At 39.8% G+C, this 19,787-nt stretch carries 16 protein-coding genes and 1 tRNA gene; 4 read left to right on the top strand and 13 right to left on the bottom strand.

The annotated features are described in order from the left end of the window. Nucleotides 1-6: 6 nt before the first annotated feature. The 4 genes from KQI66_RS09220 to KQI66_RS09205 form a co-directional block, all read right to left on the bottom strand. The gene (locus KQI66_RS09220; RefSeq protein ID WP_216428869.1) at nucleotides 7-1,740 is read right to left on the bottom strand and encodes a phospho-sugar mutase; all 1,734 of its coding nucleotides are present in this window, start codon (nucleotides 1,738-1,740) and stop codon (nucleotides 7-9) included. Between the two features lie 12 nt (nucleotides 1,741-1,752). Beyond that, a complete protein-coding gene (locus KQI66_RS09215; RefSeq protein WP_216428866.1) occupies nucleotides 1,753-3,219 on the bottom strand; it encodes a PEGA domain-containing protein in 1,467 nt (488 codons plus the stop codon). 83 nt (nucleotides 3,220-3,302) lie between these two features. Beyond that, nucleotides 3,303-4,280: a CotS family spore coat protein gene (locus tag KQI66_RS09210; RefSeq protein WP_216428864.1), complete on the bottom strand. Its 978-nt coding sequence runs from the start codon at nucleotides 4,278-4,280 to the stop codon at nucleotides 3,303-3,305. A gap of 80 nt (nucleotides 4,281-4,360) precedes the next feature. Next, on the bottom strand, nucleotides 4,361-5,578 hold the full coding sequence (locus KQI66_RS09205) for a CCA tRNA nucleotidyltransferase (protein ID WP_216428862.1): 1,218 nt from the start codon (nucleotides 5,576-5,578) through the stop codon (nucleotides 4,361-4,363). 161 nt (nucleotides 5,579-5,739) lie between these two features. On the opposite strand from KQI66_RS09205, the gene KQI66_RS09200 reads away from it, so the two are divergent. Further along, a tRNA-Lys gene (locus KQI66_RS09200) sits at nucleotides 5,740-5,812 on the top strand. A 130-nt stretch (nucleotides 5,813-5,942) separates the two neighbouring features. Beyond that, on the top strand, nucleotides 5,943-6,896 hold the full coding sequence (locus KQI66_RS09195; protein WP_216428860.1) for an alpha/beta hydrolase: 954 nt from the start codon (nucleotides 5,943-5,945) through the stop codon (nucleotides 6,894-6,896). A gap of 134 nt (nucleotides 6,897-7,030) precedes the next feature. Here the strand turns inward: KQI66_RS09195 and KQI66_RS09190 are convergent, their stop codons facing one another. From KQI66_RS09190 to KQI66_RS09165, 6 genes are all read right to left on the bottom strand, one after another. Then, complete coding sequence (locus KQI66_RS09190) at nucleotides 7,031-7,585, bottom strand: DUF3793 family protein (protein ID WP_216428858.1); 555 nt, start codon at nucleotides 7,583-7,585, stop codon at nucleotides 7,031-7,033. Continuing rightward, on the bottom strand, nucleotides 7,567-7,890 hold the full coding sequence (locus KQI66_RS09185; RefSeq protein WP_216428922.1) for a DUF2325 domain-containing protein: 324 nt from the start codon (nucleotides 7,888-7,890) through the stop codon (nucleotides 7,567-7,569). Before KQI66_RS09185 ends, KQI66_RS09190 begins: the two co-directional genes overlap by 19 nt. Nucleotides 7,891-7,991: 101 nt before the next feature. Beyond that, entirely contained in the window at nucleotides 7,992-8,135 is a 144-nt protein-coding gene (locus tag KQI66_RS09180; RefSeq protein WP_216428856.1) for a FeoB-associated Cys-rich membrane protein, read from the bottom strand. 19 nt (nucleotides 8,136-8,154) lie between these two features. Continuing rightward, on the bottom strand, nucleotides 8,155-10,332 hold the full coding sequence (feoB, locus tag KQI66_RS09175) for a ferrous iron transport protein B (RefSeq protein WP_216428855.1): 2,178 nt from the start codon (nucleotides 10,330-10,332) through the stop codon (nucleotides 8,155-8,157). A 78-nt stretch (nucleotides 10,333-10,410) separates the two neighbouring features. Further along, nucleotides 10,411-10,632: a FeoA family protein gene (locus tag KQI66_RS09170; protein ID WP_216428853.1), complete on the bottom strand. Its 222-nt coding sequence runs from the start codon at nucleotides 10,630-10,632 to the stop codon at nucleotides 10,411-10,413. Nucleotides 10,633-10,645: 13 nt separating this feature from the next. Then, complete coding sequence (locus tag KQI66_RS09165; RefSeq protein WP_216428851.1) at nucleotides 10,646-10,855, bottom strand: FeoA family protein; 210 nt, start codon at nucleotides 10,853-10,855, stop codon at nucleotides 10,646-10,648. 205 nt (nucleotides 10,856-11,060) lie between these two features. Here KQI66_RS09165 and KQI66_RS09160 point away from each other — a divergent pair, with 205 nt between their 5' ends. Continuing rightward, nucleotides 11,061-11,801: a hypothetical protein gene (locus KQI66_RS09160; protein WP_216428849.1), complete on the top strand. Its 741-nt coding sequence runs from the start codon at nucleotides 11,061-11,063 to the stop codon at nucleotides 11,799-11,801. Between the two features lie 257 nt (nucleotides 11,802-12,058). Here the strand turns inward: KQI66_RS09160 and KQI66_RS09155 are convergent, their stop codons facing one another. Further along, nucleotides 12,059-13,618: an acyl CoA:acetate/3-ketoacid CoA transferase gene (locus KQI66_RS09155; RefSeq protein ID WP_216428847.1), complete on the bottom strand. Its 1,560-nt coding sequence runs from the start codon at nucleotides 13,616-13,618 to the stop codon at nucleotides 12,059-12,061. A gap of 282 nt (nucleotides 13,619-13,900) precedes the next feature. On the opposite strand from KQI66_RS09155, the gene KQI66_RS09150 reads away from it, so the two are divergent. After that, the gene (locus KQI66_RS09150; RefSeq protein ID WP_216428845.1) at nucleotides 13,901-15,373 is read left to right on the top strand and encodes a hypothetical protein; all 1,473 of its coding nucleotides are present in this window, start codon (nucleotides 13,901-13,903) and stop codon (nucleotides 15,371-15,373) included. Nucleotides 15,374-15,423: 50 nt separating this feature from the next. Here the strand turns inward: KQI66_RS09150 and ygfK are convergent, their stop codons facing one another. Continuing rightward, a complete protein-coding gene (gene ygfK / locus KQI66_RS09145; protein WP_216428842.1) occupies nucleotides 15,424-18,369 on the bottom strand; it encodes a putative selenate reductase subunit YgfK in 2,946 nt (981 codons plus the stop codon). Nucleotides 18,370-18,397: 28 nt separating this feature from the next. Beyond that, nucleotides 18,398-19,729, bottom strand: coding sequence for a putative aminohydrolase SsnA (gene ssnA, locus KQI66_RS09140; RefSeq protein ID WP_216428841.1), 1,332 nt, complete (start codon nucleotides 19,727-19,729; stop codon nucleotides 18,398-18,400). Nucleotides 19,730-19,787: the final 58 nt, after the last annotated feature.

The following is a 19,787-nucleotide window of genomic DNA, read 5'->3' as shown; positions in this document are numbered from 1 at the left end:
ATTAACTTAAAGAATTTTCTTGAGAAGCTCGTCAACCGAAGCTACGAGTGCGTCCGTTTTTTCAACGGCCTTTTCGAGAGAATCTGCCTTTACTCCCATATAGAACTTAATCTTAGGCTCTGTTCCGGAAGGTCTTACGCAAAGCCACGCTCTGTCATCAAGGTTGTAATAAAGAACATTTGACTTCGGAAGTGTGCTTGCCTCGGTTTCTCCGGTAAGCAGGTTTTTGAATACTCCTGTCTTGTAATCCTTTGCCCAGATAACCTTATTTCCGGCAAAATCGGAAGGTACATTGTTTCTGAGATATTCCATTATCTTCTGAATCTGCTCTGCACCGTCAACACCCTTGAGTGTAACCGATTTTACGCCTTCCTTATAGAAGCCGTATTTATTATAAAGCTCCATAAGTCCGTCATAAAGAGTCATGCCTTTATTCTTATAATATGCCGCCATTTCGCATACAAGCATTGATGCTCCTACTGCGTCCTTATCTCTTGCATATGTACCGGAAAGACAGCCATAGCTTTCCTCAAAGCCGAAAACATATAAATAGCTGTGATCTTCCTCAAACTGTTTTATTTTTTCGCCGATAAACTTAAAGCCTGTAAGCACGTCAAAGAGCTTAACACCATAGTTCTCTGCAATGGCTCTTACCATTTCCGTTGTAACTATTGTTTTTACCATTGCCGCATTTTCGGGAAGAGTGCCTTTTTCCTTTCTTCCGCCGAGAACATATTCGGTAAGCAATGCACCTGTCATATTTCCGGTAAGAATGTCATAGTTACCGTTATTATCCTTAACAACAACGCCTATTCTGTCGCTGTCCGGATCTGTTCCGATTATAATATCGGCCTGCTTTTCCTGTGCAAGCTTAATTGCAAGAGTAAAGGCTTTGGGATCTTCGGGATTCGGATAACCAACCGTAGGGAATGTTCCGTCGGGCTTTTCCTGTTCGGGAACAACATAAACATTTTCAAAACCGACCTCTGCAAGAACTCGTCTTACGTTCTTGTTGCCTGCACCGTGAAGCGGTGTATAAACAATCTTCATGTCCTTTGCCTTAATAACCTCTTCCGGTCTTACTGCCTGTTTTTTGATGTTTTCAACAAAAGCGTCGTCTATTTCTTTTCCGACAACATTAAAAAGTCCGTTCTTTACAGCCTCGGCTTTGTCCATCATTTTGATAGCGGAAAAGTCTGTTATGCTGTTTACTTCACCGATAATTCCTTCGTCCTTAGGTGCAACAACCTGTGCTCCGTCAGCCCAATATACCTTATAGCCGTTATATTCGGGTGGATTATGGCTTGCTGTAACAACAATTCCGGCTGTACATCCAAGATGTCTTACTGCAAATGAAAGCTCAGGTGTAGGTCTTAATTCATCAAATATATAAGCCTTTATTCCGTTTGCATTCAAAACAAGCGCTGACATTTCCGCAAATTCCGATGACATATTTCTTGAGTCATATGCAAGAGCTACCCCCATAGCCTTGCCTTCCGGATTGTTTTTGAGTATATAGTTTGAAAGTCCCTGTGTAGCCTTTCCGACGGTATACTTGTTCATTCTGTTTGTTCCGGCACCTATTATGCCTCGCAAACCGCCTGTTCCGAATTCAAGATCCTTATAAAATCTATCCTTAATTTCAAGATCATTGCCTTTTATGGCCTCAAGCTCTTTTCTGGTTTCTTCATCAAACTGAGGTGATGTAAGCCAGAAATTATATTTATCCATGTAGTCCATTTTCTGCCTCCTTTACTCTGCGTTGAGCAATACAGATATCGTTTTTTGTTCCTCATTAACTGATGTATTTATTGTGTAATCGGAATAGCCGTCCTTTTTGAAGGTTATCCGATAATCGCCATATTCTATCTGTGCCGAAAACGGTGTTGTTCCGATAAGCACATCATTTGCATAAACCGATGCTCCTGCCGGATTCGATTCCACGCTCAACATAGCTTTAGGCTGAACAAGCTTTTCGAGTATTATTTTTTCCTCAACAAGCGGCTCATTAACGGCTATTGTTGAGCTGTATGTCTTATAGCCTTCTGCCGAAACGCTTATGTTATAAGTTCCCATACTTAAAACTATCGGCGAGTCCTTTTCCACCTGTTTTCCGTCAACAATTATTATGCAGTCATCAACATTTACGCTGACCGTAAGCACACCTGTCTTTTCCTGTACGGATGCCATATCCACCGCATAGGTTTCTCCTGCCGCAATATGAATATCAACGGTAAGCTGATCTATATTAGAGCCCGATATTCCCAAAGAATGTGCTCCTGCGGAAACCGCAGTTTTATCATCATCGAACTCAACCTTTTCTCCGTCTATTGTTATTTCCGGATTTTCGATTTTATCAATATTATTCAGCTGAATATATCCATGATATTTTTCAACGCTTACCGACCATACAGTATTTCTTATTCCCTTAAGCGTTACAACGTCCTCACTGCACAAATCGTCGGCACTTATAAAATCACCGTTATATATAAACAGTGTGCTGTCGTTATAGTCATATTTCGTAGTGCCGTTTGATATAGTGTTTTTCGATGTATCTATATCAATATTTTCAAAGCCTGTTTTTTCCCATATATTATCTGTATATGCGATACTCACAATCTCATCTGTATCCTTTGATACTCCGAAGCTTACAATATCGCCTCTGGAAACGGTTTTTCCTACGGCTGTACTGCCGTCCTCAAGCGTTACCTTAAGATTTTCCGAAACGGCATAAAGCGATGTTTTTCCGTCTTCGGTGTTGATTATTTCGTATTTATTTTCATCAACGGACACAACAACTCCGTAAAAATAATCACATTCAACATCACCGTCTGATGTTTCCGTATTGTTTGATCTAAAGCCGGACGCAAGCTGTACTGCCGCAACTATAACCGCAACCGCAAGCACCGCCACAATCACAATAAGTATCAGACGCATTTTATCCTCGGACTTTCTTTTCTTTCCGCCGTTTGGGCCTCTGCCTCTCGGTACGCTTTTTACCGGAGGTATTTCCTCGGTTTCGCCGTAATACTCTTCCTCGTCGTCATCATAATCGGTATAGTCCGAATCATCCGGCTCGTCATAATCCTCATAATCATCGTAATCATCTTCGGAATTGTTATCCGGATTTTCTTCCATTTCGTTCAGCTTTGCCTTTATATAGTCTATTCGGACAGTTTCGCCCATATCTTTATTCTCGTCGAAATTGTATTCGCTCATAATGTCACCTCATCAATAGTTGGGGTTTATACATTTTTCCTAAGTACCATTTTAAATGTTTACAGTCAAAATAGCAACAAAAATTATATTGACCTCACAAGCCGCATTTCTCTGTCTTTTCCTGCAATGCAGTTTTCAAATCTTTCCACAGCCGCCTCGGATATACATACCCGGCGTTTGTTATAATGCTCATTGCACAGCTTAAGGAATTTATAGGGATAAATAAGCATTCCTTTTACAACGTCGCTTTCTGCCGAGGTAATACTGCGGTATCTGCTGTAATTTTCAAGAATAAGCGATATTCCGTATTCATCGGCATTTCCGCTTTTTATATATTTTCTTATAAGATGTGCCAAATCAAGAATACTGAGGTCATATGTACAGCCGTCAAGACCGGAAATTATTATATTCCCGTTTTCGGTAATTCTTACATTATCATTCTTGAATGAGTTGTGGCACACGCAATATACCTTTTCCGCCGCTGTACTTACGCCGAGATAATCGGATTTTTTCAGCAGCTCCTCCGCCATATTTATTCTTTCCGTATAATAGTCATAATATTTCATAATAAGAAGATCTATTGCGGAATAATTACCGTCGTTCTTTATTTTTCGTCTTATTCTCGAAAACTCGTTTAGTCTTTTCTCAAAAAGCTGTTCCAAAGAACCATAGGTTCTTCTCATTGTGTTATCCACAAAACCTTCGGCGGCATTGTGGAAAAACGCCAGTGCCGATGCCGCTTCGGATATATCCGAATTATCCTCCATATCCAGCCGTCTTGCCGGAATATATTTTATAAGCACATAGGCATTCTCGTCCATTCTGTAGCATGGCATATCCTCTGTTGTTCTGTAAGATATATCAACGCCGTTCATGCCTCTTGCCTTAAGATACTCCTTCAATATATATTCACGTTCAAGGCTTTCATCATCGGCATATGTTTTTTTAAGCTCAAGCATTCCTCTGTCCGTTTTGCATACAAGGCCCGTTCTTGTTCTGTATGCACTTATAAGCTTTATTCCAAACCCCTGCTGAAGTATTTTTGCATTTATATCCTCCATAATAATCCCTCCGCCTCATACAGTATGCCTGTTTTACAATATTATGCGGCAGAAGGCATATTTATTATATTTCGGATAAATTACATATCGGCAAAATTATCGGTAACGAATTTTTCGAGCTGATCCTCGGTATTAAATTCCGGATTCTTATGAACCTCATCCAAAACGGCGGCAAGCACCGTACCGATTTTCTTTCCGTCGGTAACACCGAGCTCACGTATTTTTGTTCCGTTTATGGCTAAATCCTTAATAAATACAGCCTCTTTGTTTTCAATAACTTCATTATATATATTTTGTGCATTATCTGCATTCGGACGGTTTTCGGCCTCATAAAGCTTAAGCAGAAGCTCATAATCCTCACAGCCGATAACTGACGCAAGCCTTTTTGTCGAGTATTTATCTGTACAAGGCTCTTCGCTGTCATATTTCGTAAGCACAACAGCGGTTTTCATTGTTTTTGTATCAAATTTAAGCTTTTTAAAGAAGCTCTCAGCATTCTTTTTACCCATTCTTTTAACGAATACCGCCCATCTGAGCGAAGGATTTTTCTCTGCCGCCGCAAGCTCCTTATATATTTCAACACAGTTGTTTTTCAAGCTTTCGGCAAGCATGGGAAATATATTCTCCGTAAGACCGCTTTCGGCAAGAAAGCTAATTTTTTCGGGACGGTCGCTCATAATAAGCTTTTGCAGTTCCTCTCGTATTCTTTCGGCACTTATTTTTGAAATAAGCTCTGCATTATCTTTAAGTGCCTTCCATGTATCCTCTTCTATTTCAAAACCGAGCTGTGCCGCAAAACGAACTGCCCTGAGCATTCTCAAGGCGTCCTCTTTAAAACGCTCATCAGCACAGCCGACTCCCCGTATACATTTCTTTTCTATATCAGCCATACCGCCGAAGGGATCAATAAAACCTTCCGAAGGATGGTATGCTATTGCGTTCATTGTGAAATCACGTCTTAAAAGGTCTTCATGTATATCTCTTGTGAATTCAACCTCGGACGGGTGACGGCAGTCGGTATATTCGCCTTCTATTCTGTAGGTTGTCACCTCATATTTATCGTTTTCAATACGGACTGTTATCGTTCCGTGCTTTATTCCCGTATCATAAGTATTTTTAAAGCAGGCTTTTGTTTCCTCCGGCTTTGCCGAGGTTGTTATGTCCCAATCTCCCGGTGTTCTTCCGAGAATCATATCTCTTACACAGCCTCCGACAATATATGCCTCATATCCATGCGAATTCAGTGTTTTTATTATTTTTTCAGCCTTGCTGTCAATTTTGAAATTATTAAGCGGCATAATATCCTCCATATACAAATTTTTACTGTTATTTAATAATAACATAAAAGTTTTAAAAAAAATATAAAAATGTTAAAAAAATTGTTGACATTCATTTCAATACATGATAATATATTTCTTGCAGTTGAGAAAACAACTTCTCACAAAACAATTTAATATGTGCACCTTTAGCTCAGTTGGTAGAGCAACTGACTCTTAATCAGTGGGTCTGGGGTTCGAGCCCCCAAAGGTGTATCGCAGCGGCGAGGTTTTGCAAATGTTTAGGTTGTGGGGCCTCGTTGTTTTTTTTGCGTATTTTTTATTGCCGCTTTTCTCCTTATATACTATTATATAATTAATATTATATTTAAGGAGGTAATTACCCATGGACGAAAAATTAATGCGCAGTCATATAGATCCGGAGCTTCTTGACAATTATGACAAGTCTGCCGGCTTTGACCTGCGTCATCTTGATACCTTTAAGCCTGCCTGTGACAAACAGGAGCTTGCCAATCTAAAAGACGATCCCGATGTTCATATTTATGAAAAAATGATTCCCGGCCCGGAAGGTGCACCGGATATTAAGCTCCGTATTTACGAACCAACAGACAGAACAGCCGAGCCTCTTCCATGCGGTATGTTCTTCCACGGCGGCGGCTTTTTATTCGGAAGCGTATACAGACAAAACGATATGTGCTTGCGTATGTGCAAAAACGTAAATATGGTTGTTGTGTCCGTCGAATACAGATTATCACCTATGTATAAAGCTCCTGCACCCATTGAGGACGCCTATGCCGCTCTGCTCTGGGTAGACAAAAACCATAAAGAAATAGGTATAGATAATACTAAAATAGCCATAACCGGATTAAGTGCCGGAGGCTGTGTAACTGCCGCTCTTGCCCTTATGACAAGGGACCGAAAAGGCCCTAAGCCTGTTTTACAGATTCCGTTATATGCAATGCTTGACCATAAGGCAGATACTTGTTCACAGCACGCAATAACAAGCGAAAAGGTATGGTGCTATAATTACAGCAAAATTGCATGGGATACATATATAGAAAAAGGCACTGAATTAAATTATTATATATCACCTATTCTTGCCGAGGATTTATCGAATCTTCCGCCTGTATTCTCGTTTATAGGCACAGTCGATCCGCTTCTTGACGAAAACATAGAATATTGGAACAAGCTTATTCGTGCCGGTATACCCGTAGAATATCACATATTCCCCGGCTGTTATCACAGCTTTGAAATAGCCGTTCCGGATTCCCATTACGGAAAAATGGCATACAAGCTTATGTACTCAGCTTTAAGACGTGCATTTGGCACAGAAAAATAATTTTATACACAAAACAGGCTGTATTATCCACATGATATACAGCCTGTTTATCCATTTCTATACATATTCAATTAGTACTTCCATTCTATTTAATGCTTATTTTTAAACTCCAAATTTTGATTTTAGATTAATTCTTACATTATATTAACAGCAAGCTTTTGTACAGGAGTTCCGTTCGTATACAAATTCATATAAACATTGGTGCATTTTTTATACTGTGCAAATGTTTTTCTCGCCTGGCATTCATCGCAATATACCTTCCAACAGCCACAGCATTTGCAGTTGCGTCCGGAATTTTCAATAAAACCGATAACATCGCCAAGCGGATAACCGAGAAACACACCGATTTCATGCGGAAATTCAAAGCTGTCCGTTATTCTGTGCTTAAGTCTTGCCAAAACATTTTCAAGTTTGTTGACCGTATAACCGTATCTTTCAAGAAATTTAACCACATGAATATCCATAAAAGTTTTCAACAATCTTGCCTTTCTATATACATAAATAAGTGCACGATTCCCGTTTCTTTTCATAACTGACACTGTTATGCCCTTATTTTTGAGTTCAAGATTGCAATTTTTAACCTCGTCAAGCAATTCAACATCGGATTCAAATTCATAGGTAAACATATTTGCCGTTTTAAGTCCGGCTAATGTAGGTGAACAAAATCTAATTAAGCATTTTTCAAGCATGCACATTCTCCATTCTCTGAACAACTGTTACAGTGTTCTTTAAGTATCTCATGAAGTGCATTGGCACTGCTTGTGTGGATTCTCGCTACGCATGTACCGCATTTCTTTGCTTCCTGTAAAGCACAGCATGTCATACTGTGTGAAACCGTATTTGTAAAAACAACAAGTAAGTCGGGCTGTCCGATTTTTCTTTTAAGCGAGCTTGCTTCCTTTGTAAATACCTTAGCCTTATAGCCATAAGTTTTGCAAATCTGCTGATACTGTCTTTCCATTCTTTCGTTTCCACCTATAATTACAACACTCATATTTTCATCACCTTTCCATTTATCGTTAGTTGTAACTAACATTAAGTTTTTTTATTAGGCGGACTTATAAAGCCCGCCTATATTGATTTAATTAATTTTGTTTATTTGCAACCATGGTTGCAGCCACCGCATGAACCACAGTTTCCGCCGCAAATATGCTTACCTTCTTTACGATCCTTATGTAAGCTTTTAATTATAAGAATCACAATAGCAATTATAATTACTGCTCCGATTAATGTGGACATACAATCGCCTCCGTTTTAATTAGTTTCTTGCAGCAGCATCTACTGAAGAAAGCTGGTTTACATTCTTTTCCTGGTATCCTTTTCTGAAAAGGAGATACAGGATTATTACAAGGACTATTACTGCAGCTACTGTACCAACACCAAATGCTACCTGTCCTGTTGCAAGACCAACAAGCTGGTATACGATTAATGCGATTGCATAAGCGAATACGCACTGATAACCGATTGCACCCCAAGTCCATTTAGCGTTGTTCATCTCTCTCTTAATAGCTCCGATTGCGGCAAAGCAAGGTGCGCAGAGAAGGTTGAAGATAAGGAATGAGTAAGCTGTAAGCTGTGTGAAGTGCTGAGCGATATTACCAAGGTCACCAAATGCACCTTCTTCTACAAGCTCAAGAGCATCTCCAGAAACTGCATAAAGTGTACCGAATGTACCAACAACTTCTTCCTTAGCAACAAGACCAAGTACTGTTGCAACTGCTGACTGCCAGTTGCCGAATCCAAGAGGTCTGAAGATTATTGCTATCGTATTACCGACATTAGCAATGATTGAAGCATCAATATCCTCTACCATTCCGAAGCCTTCTGCTGTGAAACCAAAGCTTGAAAGGAACCATACTGCGATTGATGAAAGTGTAATGATTGTGCCGGCTTTCTTAATGAATGACCAGCCACGTTCCCATGTACCTCTGAGTACGTTCATTACTGTAGGTTTATGGTATGCAGGAAGCTCCATAACGAAGGGAGCGGGATCACCTGCAAATATTTTTGTTTTCTTAAGAATAATACCTGAAATAACGATTGCAGCAATACCTATAAAGTAAGCTGAAGGAGCAACCCAAGACGCACCACCGAAGATAGCACCTGCCATTAAAGCAACGATAGGCATTTTAGCACCGCAGGGAATGAATGTTGTTGTCATAATTGTCATCTTACGGTCTCTGTCCTGCTCGATCGTTCTTGATGCCATGATACCGGGAACACCACAACCTGTGCCGACAAGCATAGGAATGAAGCTCTTTCCCGAAAGTCCGAAACGACGGAAGATACGGTCCATGATGAATGCAACTCTGGCCATGTATCCACAGTCTTCAAGGATACAAAGCATAAGGAAGAGTACAAGCATCTGAGGAACGAAACCAAGAACGGCACCAACACCGCCTACGATACCGTCAACAACAAGTCCTGTGAGCCATTCAGCACAATTTGCATTTTCCATAAGTGTCTGAACACCAGGGCTGATGATTTCTCCGAAGAGTGTATCGTTTGTCCAGTCGGTAAGAATACTGCCGACTGATGAAATTGCTATGTAATATACAAGCCACATGATACCTGCAAATATAGGAAGTGCAAGCCATCTGTTTGTAACAATTCTGTCGATTTTATCAGATGTTGACATTTCACCTGCTTTGTTCTTCTTATAGCAGTCGTTTATAATCTTTGAAATCCATTCGTATCTTGAGAATGTGATTATTGATTCAGCATCGTCATCAAGCTCTTTCTCGCAAGCGTCGATGTCGCCTTCGATGTGCTTGAGTGTTTCCTGTGAAAGATTGAGCTGTTCAAGAACCTTCTCATCTCTTTCAAAGATTTTGATTGCATACCATCTCTGCTGTTCTTCGGGAAGGTTATGAAGAGCTGCCTCTTCGATATGAGCGATTGTGTGCTCTACACAGCCTTCAAATGTATGAAGGGGAATTGTTTTTCCGTTCTTCGCCATTTTGATTGCTTCCTCAGCAGCCTCCATTGTTCCTTTTTCTCTGAGGGCAGAGATTTTGCAAACCTTAACGCCAAGTTCTTTTTCAAGTCTTTCAATATTAATCTTGTCGCCGTTCTTTTCAACAACGTCCATCATGTTGATTGCAACGACAACAGGAATACCAAGCTCTGTAAGCTGTGTTGTAAGGTAAAGGTTTCTTTCAAGGTTTGTACCGTCGATGATGTTAAGGATAGCATCGGGACGTTCACCGATAAGATAATTTCTTGCTACAACCTCTTCAAGTGTGTAAGGTGAAAGAGAATAAATACCGGGAAGGTCAGTAATTGTTACATCTTTGTGACCTTTGAGTCTACCTTCTTTTTTCTCTACTGTAACGCCGGGCCAGTTTCCTACAAACTGATTAGAGCCTGTCAGCGCATTAAATAATGTTGTTTTACCACAGTTGGGATTTCCCGCCAGGGCAATTCGTATATTCATAAAACTGTTCTCCTCTCAGGTTATTATTAACCAATTTTTACCCTTTAATTTATAGAGCATATACGCCCTAAGCATTGATTACTCAACTTCTATCATTTCAGCGTCGCCTTTACGGATTGAAAGCTCATAGCTTCTTACCGTAATTTCAAGCGGATCTCCGAGTGGTGCAACCTTTCTGAGATAAACAGATACGCCCTTTGTGATACCCATATCCATTATTCTTCTTCTTACCGCACCGTCACCATGGAGCTTTTTAACAACTACTGTTTCGCCGATTTTCATGTCTTTCAGTGTTTTCATCTTTCATTTCTCCTTAAACCATAATCTTTAATGCCATTTCTTTGCTTATCGCAACTCGTGCTTCTTTGACCTGGACAATAAGATTTCCGCCCATCACAGAAACAACCTTGATTTCTCCTCCGACAACAAAGCCAAGCTTTTCAAGAAACTGTTTTGTTTCTGTCTGACCGCCGATTTTTCTTATTAACCTTGTCTCTCCGACATTGACCATTGATAAAGGCATACTATCACCTCTTAAGTTAGCATTATATAACATTAATTCAAAAAATAAATTAGGTTTCCCTAACTTTGCTTTATTTATATTAGTATATGCTAACTATTTTGTCAACATTTTTTTACTCTATTTTTTAAATAATATTTAAGATTTTTTCCATTAACAATTCGTCTTTTTGCTGATATAATATGCCCAAGGAAGGGAGATATGTATAATGAAGAAAAATTATTTCAAAAAATATACAGCACTTTTAATGGCATCAGCCATTGCCGTAGGAGTTTCGGCATGTACAAAAAGTTCTGATAATACTGCAAATAACGACACAAAAGCCGAACAGTCTGCAGAGGAAAATAATACTGCCGACAGCACCGATTTTGTAATAGACGAGGCTTCCGAAAACGCACTTCCGGAAGACGCACAAAATATGATTGAGCCTATGGAGGTCATAACGACCTGTATGATTGAAAACAACTATCTTTATGATACAGAAAATCCTGATTTCTTCTGGGCGGCTGTCCATTATATGTGCGGAATATGCGGTCTTAACGATGCCTATGCTGTTGTGGATACCGAAAAGGGAACTCTCACAATGCCCAAGGAAGATGTAATAAAATACGCACAGGTTGCATTTGCGAACTATAACGATTTATATGAAATACCGGATTCTTCAAAAGACAGCGTTAAATACGATAAGGATAGCGAAACTTATATATTCAGCATCGGCGACAAGGGTATCACCGAGCCGGTTATAAATTCCGTAACAGAAAACGGCGACGGAACTTATACGGTAGCTGTTGACCTTATGGATCCCACAGATAACACTCTTATTGCCGAATGCGAATTTGTTCTTGCAGAAAACACTAATGCCGATGAAAATTCAGAATATAAATATTCAATCAAATCCGCAAAACTCACAAATACAGAAGGCGTTGAAACCGATACTGAAAATCAGTAAATCTTTTGACAGACAAAAACAGCACAGCAGTTTATTGACTGCTGCGCTGTTTTTTGATTAATTCAATGTTTTAAGATTTTCTTCAACAAAATCCCAGAAACGAGGCAAATCTACGCCTGTTCCTACAAGTGCATTAGTGTTTCGCCTAACCTTCCTAATGAATGTATACGAAAAAGGATACCTAAATTCCGGTATCCTCTCTCTTTCCCCAAACTTATTCCCTTTCGGAAATATCTATATAAATTACTTATATAAACTTATTTATTTGCAAGTCCCATTTTTTCCTCGCAGAAAATTCTGCTGTCCATTAACTTAACTTCGCCGTCTGTTTTCGGCTCGAAGCCCATAAGGTCTGTTATCTGTGTCTTTATATCTATTCCGGGTGCTACTTCCTTAAGATATACACCGTCTTTTCTAAGCTCGAATACAGCTCTTTCTGTTATATAGAGTACGGGCTTTGATGCCTCGGCAGCATATTTGCCGCTGAATGTAATCTGCTGTACTTCTTTAACGAATTTGCTTTCCTTGCCTTCGTTTGTTATTACAAGCTTGCCGTTTTCGATTTTTGTTTTAAGTCCGCCGGCTGTGAATGTTCCGCAGAAGCATACCTTCTTTGCATTCTGTGAAATATTGATAAATCCGCCGCAGCCTGATACTCTTGTGCCGAATTTACTTACGTTTACGTTACCTGTTTCGTCTGCCTGCGCAAGTCCGAGGTATGCAATGTCAATACCGCCGCCGTCATAGAAGTCGAACATAAAGCTCTGGTCAAAATAGCAGTCTGCATTTCTTGATGCACCAAACTGTGTTCCACCCATAGGAATACCGCCGACAGGGCCTGCCTCAACGGTAAGTGTCATATAATCGCCTATGCCTTCTTCATTTGCAACCATAGAAACATATTCGGGAACACCGATACCAAGGTTTACAACAGAGCCTTCCGTAAGCTCCATAGCGGCACGACGTCCGATAATCTTTTTAGCTGTAAGAGGTGCCATTTCTGTATTTCCGCCTGCAACCGCTCTTGCCTCACCTGTAAATGTAGGGTCATATTCGCAGTCAAAGCACTGCTGATGGTCAATAGGCTCACTTACAACAACAGCGTCAACAAGTATTCCGGGAACCTTTACAAGCTTAGGATCAAGTGAACCTGCCGCAACAACCTTTTCAACCTGGAATATTACAATACCGCCGTTGTTTCTTGTTGCCTGTGCCATTGAAAGCGCATCGCAGGGTGTAACTTCTTTCTGGAGTGAAACATTGCCTGTTTCATCTGCATATGTTCCTCTGAGTAAGCATACATTGATAGGGAAAGGTTTATATAAAAGAAGCTCCTGTCCGTGAATATTGATTACCTCAACAAGCTCCTCTTTTGTAACATCATTGATTTTACCGCCTTCTATTCTGGGATCGGCAAATGTTCCTATACCGACATTAGATATAGTTCCGATTTTTTTAGCCGCCATATCTCTGTACATCTGGCAGATAATACCCTGAGGAAGGTTATAAGCTTCGATTTTATTTTCAAAAGCAAGCTGGCCAAGCTTCGGAGCCATGTTCCAGTGACCTGCGATTACTTTTTTTACAAGACCTTCATGTGCAAAATGGTCTGAACCTCTGCCATCACGGTTTCCCTGTCCGGCTGCGTATATATAGGTAAGGTTTTTAGGTGAACCTGTTTCAAGGAATCTTGCCTCAATAGCCTTTGAAAGTGTTTCAGGGCTTCCGCTTCCTACGAAACCGCCTGTTGCAACGGAATCACCGTCTTTAACGAGCATAGCTGCCTCTGATGCAGTTAATACTTTTACTTTTCTCATCTCAATACTTCCTCCTTCAGCGATAATATTCCCCTTATTATCTCTAATCATTTTTTGAATTTATTCAATAAACTGTCTGTATTTTTTATTATTATAGAATAGTAATCCGTTATTTGGAATGAAATCAAACGGCATTTGCTTTAATCAACTTGCATTAATATGAATTTTTGACTCAATTTTAATTCAATTTGACAAAATAATTGATATATATATTTACAAACGCATTGTTTTGAATTATAAATATATATATACTTAATAAATAATAAAAAGGCGGTGATTGCAATGAGCAGATACGGAGAATTATTGAAAACACTTATCAAGTTTACCGATATAAAAATGTCAACTGTCGCAGATAATCTCGGTTACGATGTTTCATATATAAGCAAATGGTGCAACAAGTCAAAACTTCCTGCCGGACGTGTTTCCAACGAAGTAAACCGAAACCTTGCAAAGCTGTTTTCGGACGAAATAATCAATCAGAACGAGCTTAGCAGCTTCTGTTCCGAATTTTCTGTGGTCATATCCGAAGATAAGCTGGAAAACTACTTATATAATGCCCTTAAGGACGCATTCAAAAAGTCCGAAGGCGAATCCGAGGCTCCCGGAAGAAAAACAACCTATAACACAAGAACTCTTGTTTATCAGCGTGAGCTTTCGGATTTTTTTGACAAGGAACTTTTCAATATTTTATACTCATCGGCAGAACCGGTCGAAATGCTCTGTACTTTCAATATATTTGATTATATAAACACAAGCGAATTATCCGACAATCCGATTGTTAACTCACCTATTCATGTAAAACTCGGAATAGCAACAGAAAATGTCTCAAAAAAGGACTTTTTCTCTCTGTATAATTTAATAAATAAATATCATTACATATCCTTTGATTTTTATGACAATTCCGGCTTCGGAAACCAGAATATAATAGTAATAAAGGATAAAATTGCTGTAATCTGTCCTACGGACGGACACGGAAACATATCCGTTGCCGTAATAATAAACGATCCAGAAAAGGTTCAGACCATTTATGAGCGTACAAAGGCTCTTTTCAGAATAAACCATATGCTCATAATTGCCACTACCGCAAAGGAAATGATGCAGACAGGTTACCGCAGCAGCTTTTACGCATATGGCGATTTTCAGATGTTCATGGCAAGAGGCTTTGAATTTCTTGTACCGCCGGAACTCATTGATTCTATCGTAAAATCAGCCTACGAACAGGGCTTTGACGAATCAACGGAAAAGTTTTTAAGAAAGCTGATAGTAACATGGGATGATATATTTTCAAAGGAAAAAGCGGATTTCTTCATACTTAAATCCACAATACTCAAATATATTGATGACGGAGAATTGTATTTCACAGACATTCTTCACCGTATGTCCGTAAGCGAGAGAGAAGCACATATCAAGCATGTACTTGAAATGTGCAAGAAAAACCCCAATCTTAATTTCTATGTTATTGATGATGAAAATATAAACTATCCTCAGCAGAATTACTATTTTGCCATGTTTAATAATCATAAAAAGCTTTTCCTCAAAAATACAAAGCATTTCTATACCAAAATGGGACCTCAATTTTACAGCATACTGAACGAATCACTTATAAACAACATTACCGATGCGGTAGCATCTATAAAAGACCTGCCTATATGCACACACTATCCGGCAGAGGCTCTTCAGTCCTTTATGGACAGATACGGCGGTATGGTTTACAAAATGCTTTCACTTAACGAACTTAACGACTTATGTAAATAAAAAAATCCTGTATTGCGATTTGCAATACAGGATTATCTTTTTATATTCTGTTATCCGAGCAAATATTTATGCTTATCCTGAATTGTTACAAGAAGAAGCTCAATATTCTTATCAAGGTCGTTACTCTTGGATATATCATATATTCTTACATCATTCAGACGAACCTTGAATCTTGTTCCGCCTAAAGGTAAACATCCTCTGTTTGTACTCTCGTTAAAATCCTTTTCGCTTCTGAATATTGTAAATTTATCCTTATAAGGTGCGGAATTATACGGACAGAATGTTTTACAGTTACCACATTCGTTGCATAAACGGTCAACATGAACTATCTGCTTTCCTACACCTTCAACATTTACAACCACATTGGCTCTGTTGGGACACACATCCACGCAGCATTCGCAAACTACATTGCATGCAAGACATCTGTCGCCTTCGCAGGCCTTCGGCATTGAAAGAATACCCTTCTTTGCGACTGCCTCTTCCTCTGTCTGCTTTGCCTCTTCGGGAATAACAGCTGTTATCTCTTTTCCTGTTATCTCCTCAACAAATTTCTTTGCATCGGCTATGCCTTCAACAACTGTTGCAGGTCCTCTGAATGCATCTCCGGCAACATATACATTCTGCACATTTGTACAGAAGGAAGGTCTGCCCTTTTTATCAACGGCAATTCCCTGTGCCTCAAAATATTCGCTGTCAACGGCTTCACCTACTGCCACAATAACCATATCTGCGTCTATATCATAAAGCTCATCTGTTTCAACAGGACTTCTTCTGCCGCTTTCGTCCGGCTCGCCGAGAACCATTTTTCTGACTGTAAGCTTTCCGTTTTCATGCTTAACCGGTGCGGCAAGCTCAACAAACTTAACTCCGTCATACTGTGCAAGCATAAGCTCCTCTTCATCGGCCGGCATATATTTCTTCGTACGTCTGTATACAATATATACATTTTCAACACCGTCACAGCGTTTTGCGGCTCTTGCTGCGTCCATTGCGGTATTTCCACCACCGATTACGGCTATGTTCTTACCGTATCCGGCTGTTTCTCCGGCTTTAACCTTTTTGAGGAATTCTATTACATTAATACTGTCTATATCAAGCTTACCGGGCTTTTCGGCTCCGACGCAATAAAGAATATGTGTATAGCCTGCTTCCTTAAGCTCATTTAATGACGGAGCAGGTGTATTAAGCTTAATTTCGGCACCCATTTTTTCCATAAGCTTAATATCGTTGTCGATAGCCTCATCACTTATTCTGAAAGAAGGAATTACGTTTCTTACAATACCGCCGAGCTTGCCTTCCTTCTCGAATATTGTAGCCTTTATTCCTTCTCTTCCGAGGAAGAACGCCGCCGCAATACCTGTCGGGCCGCCGCCGACTATCGCTACATTTTTATCCGATGAAGCCACAGGTGTATCAAGCTTTTCCATTAACTGTGCATATCCGTTTTCAGCCGCAGTAAGCTTTGTTCCTCTTATAAGCACAGACTCTTCATAGAAGTTTCTTGTGCATTTGCTCATACAGCGGTGTGAACAGATTGTTCCCGTAATGAACGGAAGAGGATTTTTAGCCGTAATAACCTCAAGCGCCTCTGTGTAAAGACCTTTTTTACATAATTCTATATATTCTGGAATATCCTGACCTATTGGACAGCCACCCTTACAAGGTGCTGTAAAACAGTTAATAAGCGGAACTTCCTTATCAAGCTTTCTGTTGGGAATAGGTTTAACCGGCTTTACATGGTGAATATCGGTTTTTGCTTTTTCCGAAAGCTCTGCAACCATATCGCAGTTTACACCGTCAAAATCCTTAAACTCGCATTTTTCAAGGCTTTCCGCCATCTGTGTCAATCTCTGGTATCCGCCCGGCTTAAGTATTGTTGTTGCAACGGTAACAGGCCATATGCCTGCCTCAAAAAGCTTATTTATGTTGAAATAATCAGCACCGCCGGAATAGCTTATTCTCATCTTTCCGTCAAACGCCTTTGAAATTCTGTTTGCCATTTCTATTGTTAAAGGATAAAGAGCCTTTCCGCTCATATACATTTCTTCGGAAGGAAGCTCTCCGGCCTTGACATCAACCGGGAATGTATTTGAAAGCTTAAGACCGAACTCAAGCCCGTTGTCCTCTGCAAGCTTTTTAAGCCGTGTAAACATGGGAATTGCGTCTTCATACTGCAAATCCTCATTGAAATGGTGTTCATCAAAGGCTATATAGTCATAGCCCATTGAATCAAGTGTTTCTCTTGCCGTTTTATAGCCTAAAAGAGTTGGATTGCACTTAACAAAGGTATTAAGCTTTTTCTCTGTGATAAGATATGAAGCTATTCTTTCGATTTCATCGGGAGGACATCCGTGAAGTGTTGAAAGAGTCACACTATTGCATATATTAGGTGAAATTTTACTTATAAGCATTCCTTTATCAGGAAATGCCTCTCTTAAAATAGCCTTATAGCCAATCCAATAAGGCAATGTTTCCGCATTTTTTAATCCATCTATAAATTTATCTACCTTTTCACCCTTTATGCCCTTAAGGTCATAGCCGACACTCATGTTGAACACAACTCCGTCAGCGTCACCGATTCCGAGTGCATCGCTTAGAACCTTTATAAGCATCCATGCCTTAACATATTCGTCCACTGCCTGTGTAACCGTAAGCTCTGTTGACCACTCGCAGTTATAGCCTTCGTCGTCGGCAAGAATACAAGGTCTTGCTATGCACTTTGCAAGCTCATCTCCGTCCATCTCCTGTACGGTTTTAAGCTCAAAAAATCTTGCTCCGGCAAAATATGCCGCAATTATATTCTGTGCAAGCTGTGTATTGGGGCCTGCCGCAGGGCCAAACGGTAAATCAAGCTTTTCTCCGAATATGCTTAATGCTTTGTCGTTGCTCTTTTTATAAAAGCGGTTAATTCCAAAAACCGTTTCGTTTGCTTTATATTCCTTCAATGCCCAGCTTAAAAGCTGTCTTAATGGAATAGGTGTCATTTTTTCACCCATATTTATCTCTCCTTTATCGCTAAATATATCAGCCGTTGATCTTTTTCCATAAATCCTTTGAGGCTTTAAGTATTTCTGCATTTATTTTTTCTTCGTCTATGCCAATAAGCTCTCTGTCTTTCATAAGCACTCTGCCGTTTGCAACGGTTGTAATACAGTTTCTGCCGTTCATGCCGAACATCATATGTCCGTCGATATTTTTATCGGAGAACGGTGTATACGGCTTATATTCCATAACGATTATATCTGCCGCAGCTCCGGCTTTAAGAATACCGATAGGTTCGTCAAAATATCTTGCTCCTATTGCGGCATTGTTCTTAAAGAGCATATCCGTTGCTTCGCACCAGCCGACATTGGGCATTTTTGCATTATGTCGCTGTATTGCAAGAGCGGCCTTAAGGCTTTCGAGCATATCATGTGTATATGCGTCTGTGCCAAGACCAACCAATATGTCCTTCTTAAAAAAGTCAAGCACAGGTGAACAGCCAACCGCATTGCCCATATTTGATTCAGGATTGTTCACAACCATTGTATCGGTTTCTTTTATAAGCTCCATTTCAGCCTCGTTCACATGTATACAGTGTCCGAGAATTGTTTTAGGGCCGAGAATGCCTTTATCGTAAAGTCTTTCGACAGGACGTTTTTTGTATTTTTCCCATGTATCCTCTACATCGTTGGGACCTTCCGAAACATGAATATGGAAACCTGTCATTCCGTTATTCATTTCAACGCATTTTTCAAGCGTTTTATCGGAAAGCGTGAACGGTGCATGCATACCGAACATAGCCTTAAGCATACCGTCAGGCTCAGTTATCGTATGTTTAATAAAGTCATAGTTTTCCTTTATTGCCTGTGAGCATTTGAATTCGCCGTCTCTATCGCTAACCTCATAGCACAGACAGCTTCTTACACCAAGCTCCTTTGCCACATCGGCTATTTCAAAGAGGGATCCTGGTATATCGCAATAGCTTGCATGATGATCAAAAATAGTAGTAACACCATTTTTTATACACTCTATATATGTTGCATAGGCAGATGCTCTTGTGCCTTCAAGATTGAGCTTTCTATCCAAATTCCACCACATACCATCAAGCACTTCATAGAAGTTAGTCGGATTATATCCGTTTATCGAAAGTCCTCTTGCAAGCGCACTGTAAATATGCGTATGGGCATTTATAAAAGCCGGCATTATAACATTGCCGTGTGCGTCTATTATTTCAGCATTGGGATATTTAAGCTTAAGAGTAAGATCGTCACCAACCTCAACTATTTTATTTCCCTCAACAACAACACCGCCATCCTCAAAATAAGGATTTTCGCTGTCTCTTGTGATAAGTCGTCCGTTTGTAACCAGAAACATTTAATATCCCTCCAATATCCGAGTTTTTTAATCTGAAAAATATTTTTAATCAATAAAT

The sequence above is a fragment of the Anaerotignum sp. MSJ-24 genome (assembly GCF_018918145.1).
In the GTDB taxonomy this organism is placed as follows: Bacteria; Bacillota; Clostridia; order Lachnospirales; family Anaerotignaceae; genus Metalachnospira.
The sequence above is the reverse complement of the archived record's forward strand: the minus strand, read 5'-3'. Positions and strand labels throughout refer to the sequence as shown.

What these genes read in the sequence shown, in the direction of transcription:
- KQI66_RS09165 (WP_216428851.1), bottom strand. Translation starts at nt 10,855, where the DNA reads ATGCCTTTATCAATGGTCAATGTCGGAGAGACAAGGTTAATAAGAAAA.
- KQI66_RS09220 (WP_216428869.1), bottom strand. Translation starts at nt 1,740, where the DNA reads ATGGACTACATGGATAAATATAATTTCTGGCTTACATCACCTCAGTTT.
- KQI66_RS09205 (WP_216428862.1), bottom strand. Translation starts at nt 5,578, where the DNA reads ATGCCGCTTAATAATTTCAAAATTGACAGCAAGGCTGAAAAAATAATA.
- ssnA (WP_216428841.1), bottom strand. Translation starts at nt 19,729, where the DNA reads ATGTTTCTGGTTACAAACGGACGACTTATCACAAGAGACAGCGAAAAT.
- KQI66_RS09210 (WP_216428864.1), bottom strand. Translation starts at nt 4,280, where the DNA reads ATGGAGGATATAAATGCAAAAATACTTCAGCAGGGGTTTGGAATAAAG.
- ygfK (WP_216428842.1), bottom strand. Translation starts at nt 18,369, where the DNA reads ATGGGTGAAAAAATGACACCTATTCCATTAAGACAGCTTTTAAGCTGG.
- KQI66_RS09160 (WP_216428849.1), top strand. Translation starts at nt 11,061, where the DNA reads ATGAAGAAAAATTATTTCAAAAAATATACAGCACTTTTAATGGCATCA.
- KQI66_RS09170 (WP_216428853.1), bottom strand. Translation starts at nt 10,632, where the DNA reads ATGAAAACACTGAAAGACATGAAAATCGGCGAAACAGTAGTTGTTAAA.
- KQI66_RS09155 (WP_216428847.1), bottom strand. Translation starts at nt 13,618, where the DNA reads ATGAGAAAAGTAAAAGTATTAACTGCATCAGAGGCAGCTATGCTCGTT.
- KQI66_RS09185 (WP_216428922.1), bottom strand. Translation starts at nt 7,890, where the DNA reads ATGAGTGTTGTAATTATAGGTGGAAACGAAAGAATGGAAAGACAGTAT.
- feoB (WP_216428855.1), bottom strand. Translation starts at nt 10,332, where the DNA reads ATGAATATACGAATTGCCCTGGCGGGAAATCCCAACTGTGGTAAAACA.
- KQI66_RS09190 (WP_216428858.1), bottom strand. Translation starts at nt 7,585, where the DNA reads ATGCTTGAAAAATGCTTAATTAGATTTTGTTCACCTACATTAGCCGGA.
- KQI66_RS09150 (WP_216428845.1), top strand. Translation starts at nt 13,901, where the DNA reads ATGAGCAGATACGGAGAATTATTGAAAACACTTATCAAGTTTACCGAT.
- KQI66_RS09180 (WP_216428856.1), bottom strand. Translation starts at nt 8,135, where the DNA reads ATGTCCACATTAATCGGAGCAGTAATTATAATTGCTATTGTGATTCTT.
- KQI66_RS09195 (WP_216428860.1), top strand. Translation starts at nt 5,943, where the DNA reads ATGGACGAAAAATTAATGCGCAGTCATATAGATCCGGAGCTTCTTGAC.
- KQI66_RS09215 (WP_216428866.1), bottom strand. Translation starts at nt 3,219, where the DNA reads ATGAGCGAATACAATTTCGACGAGAATAAAGATATGGGCGAAACTGTC.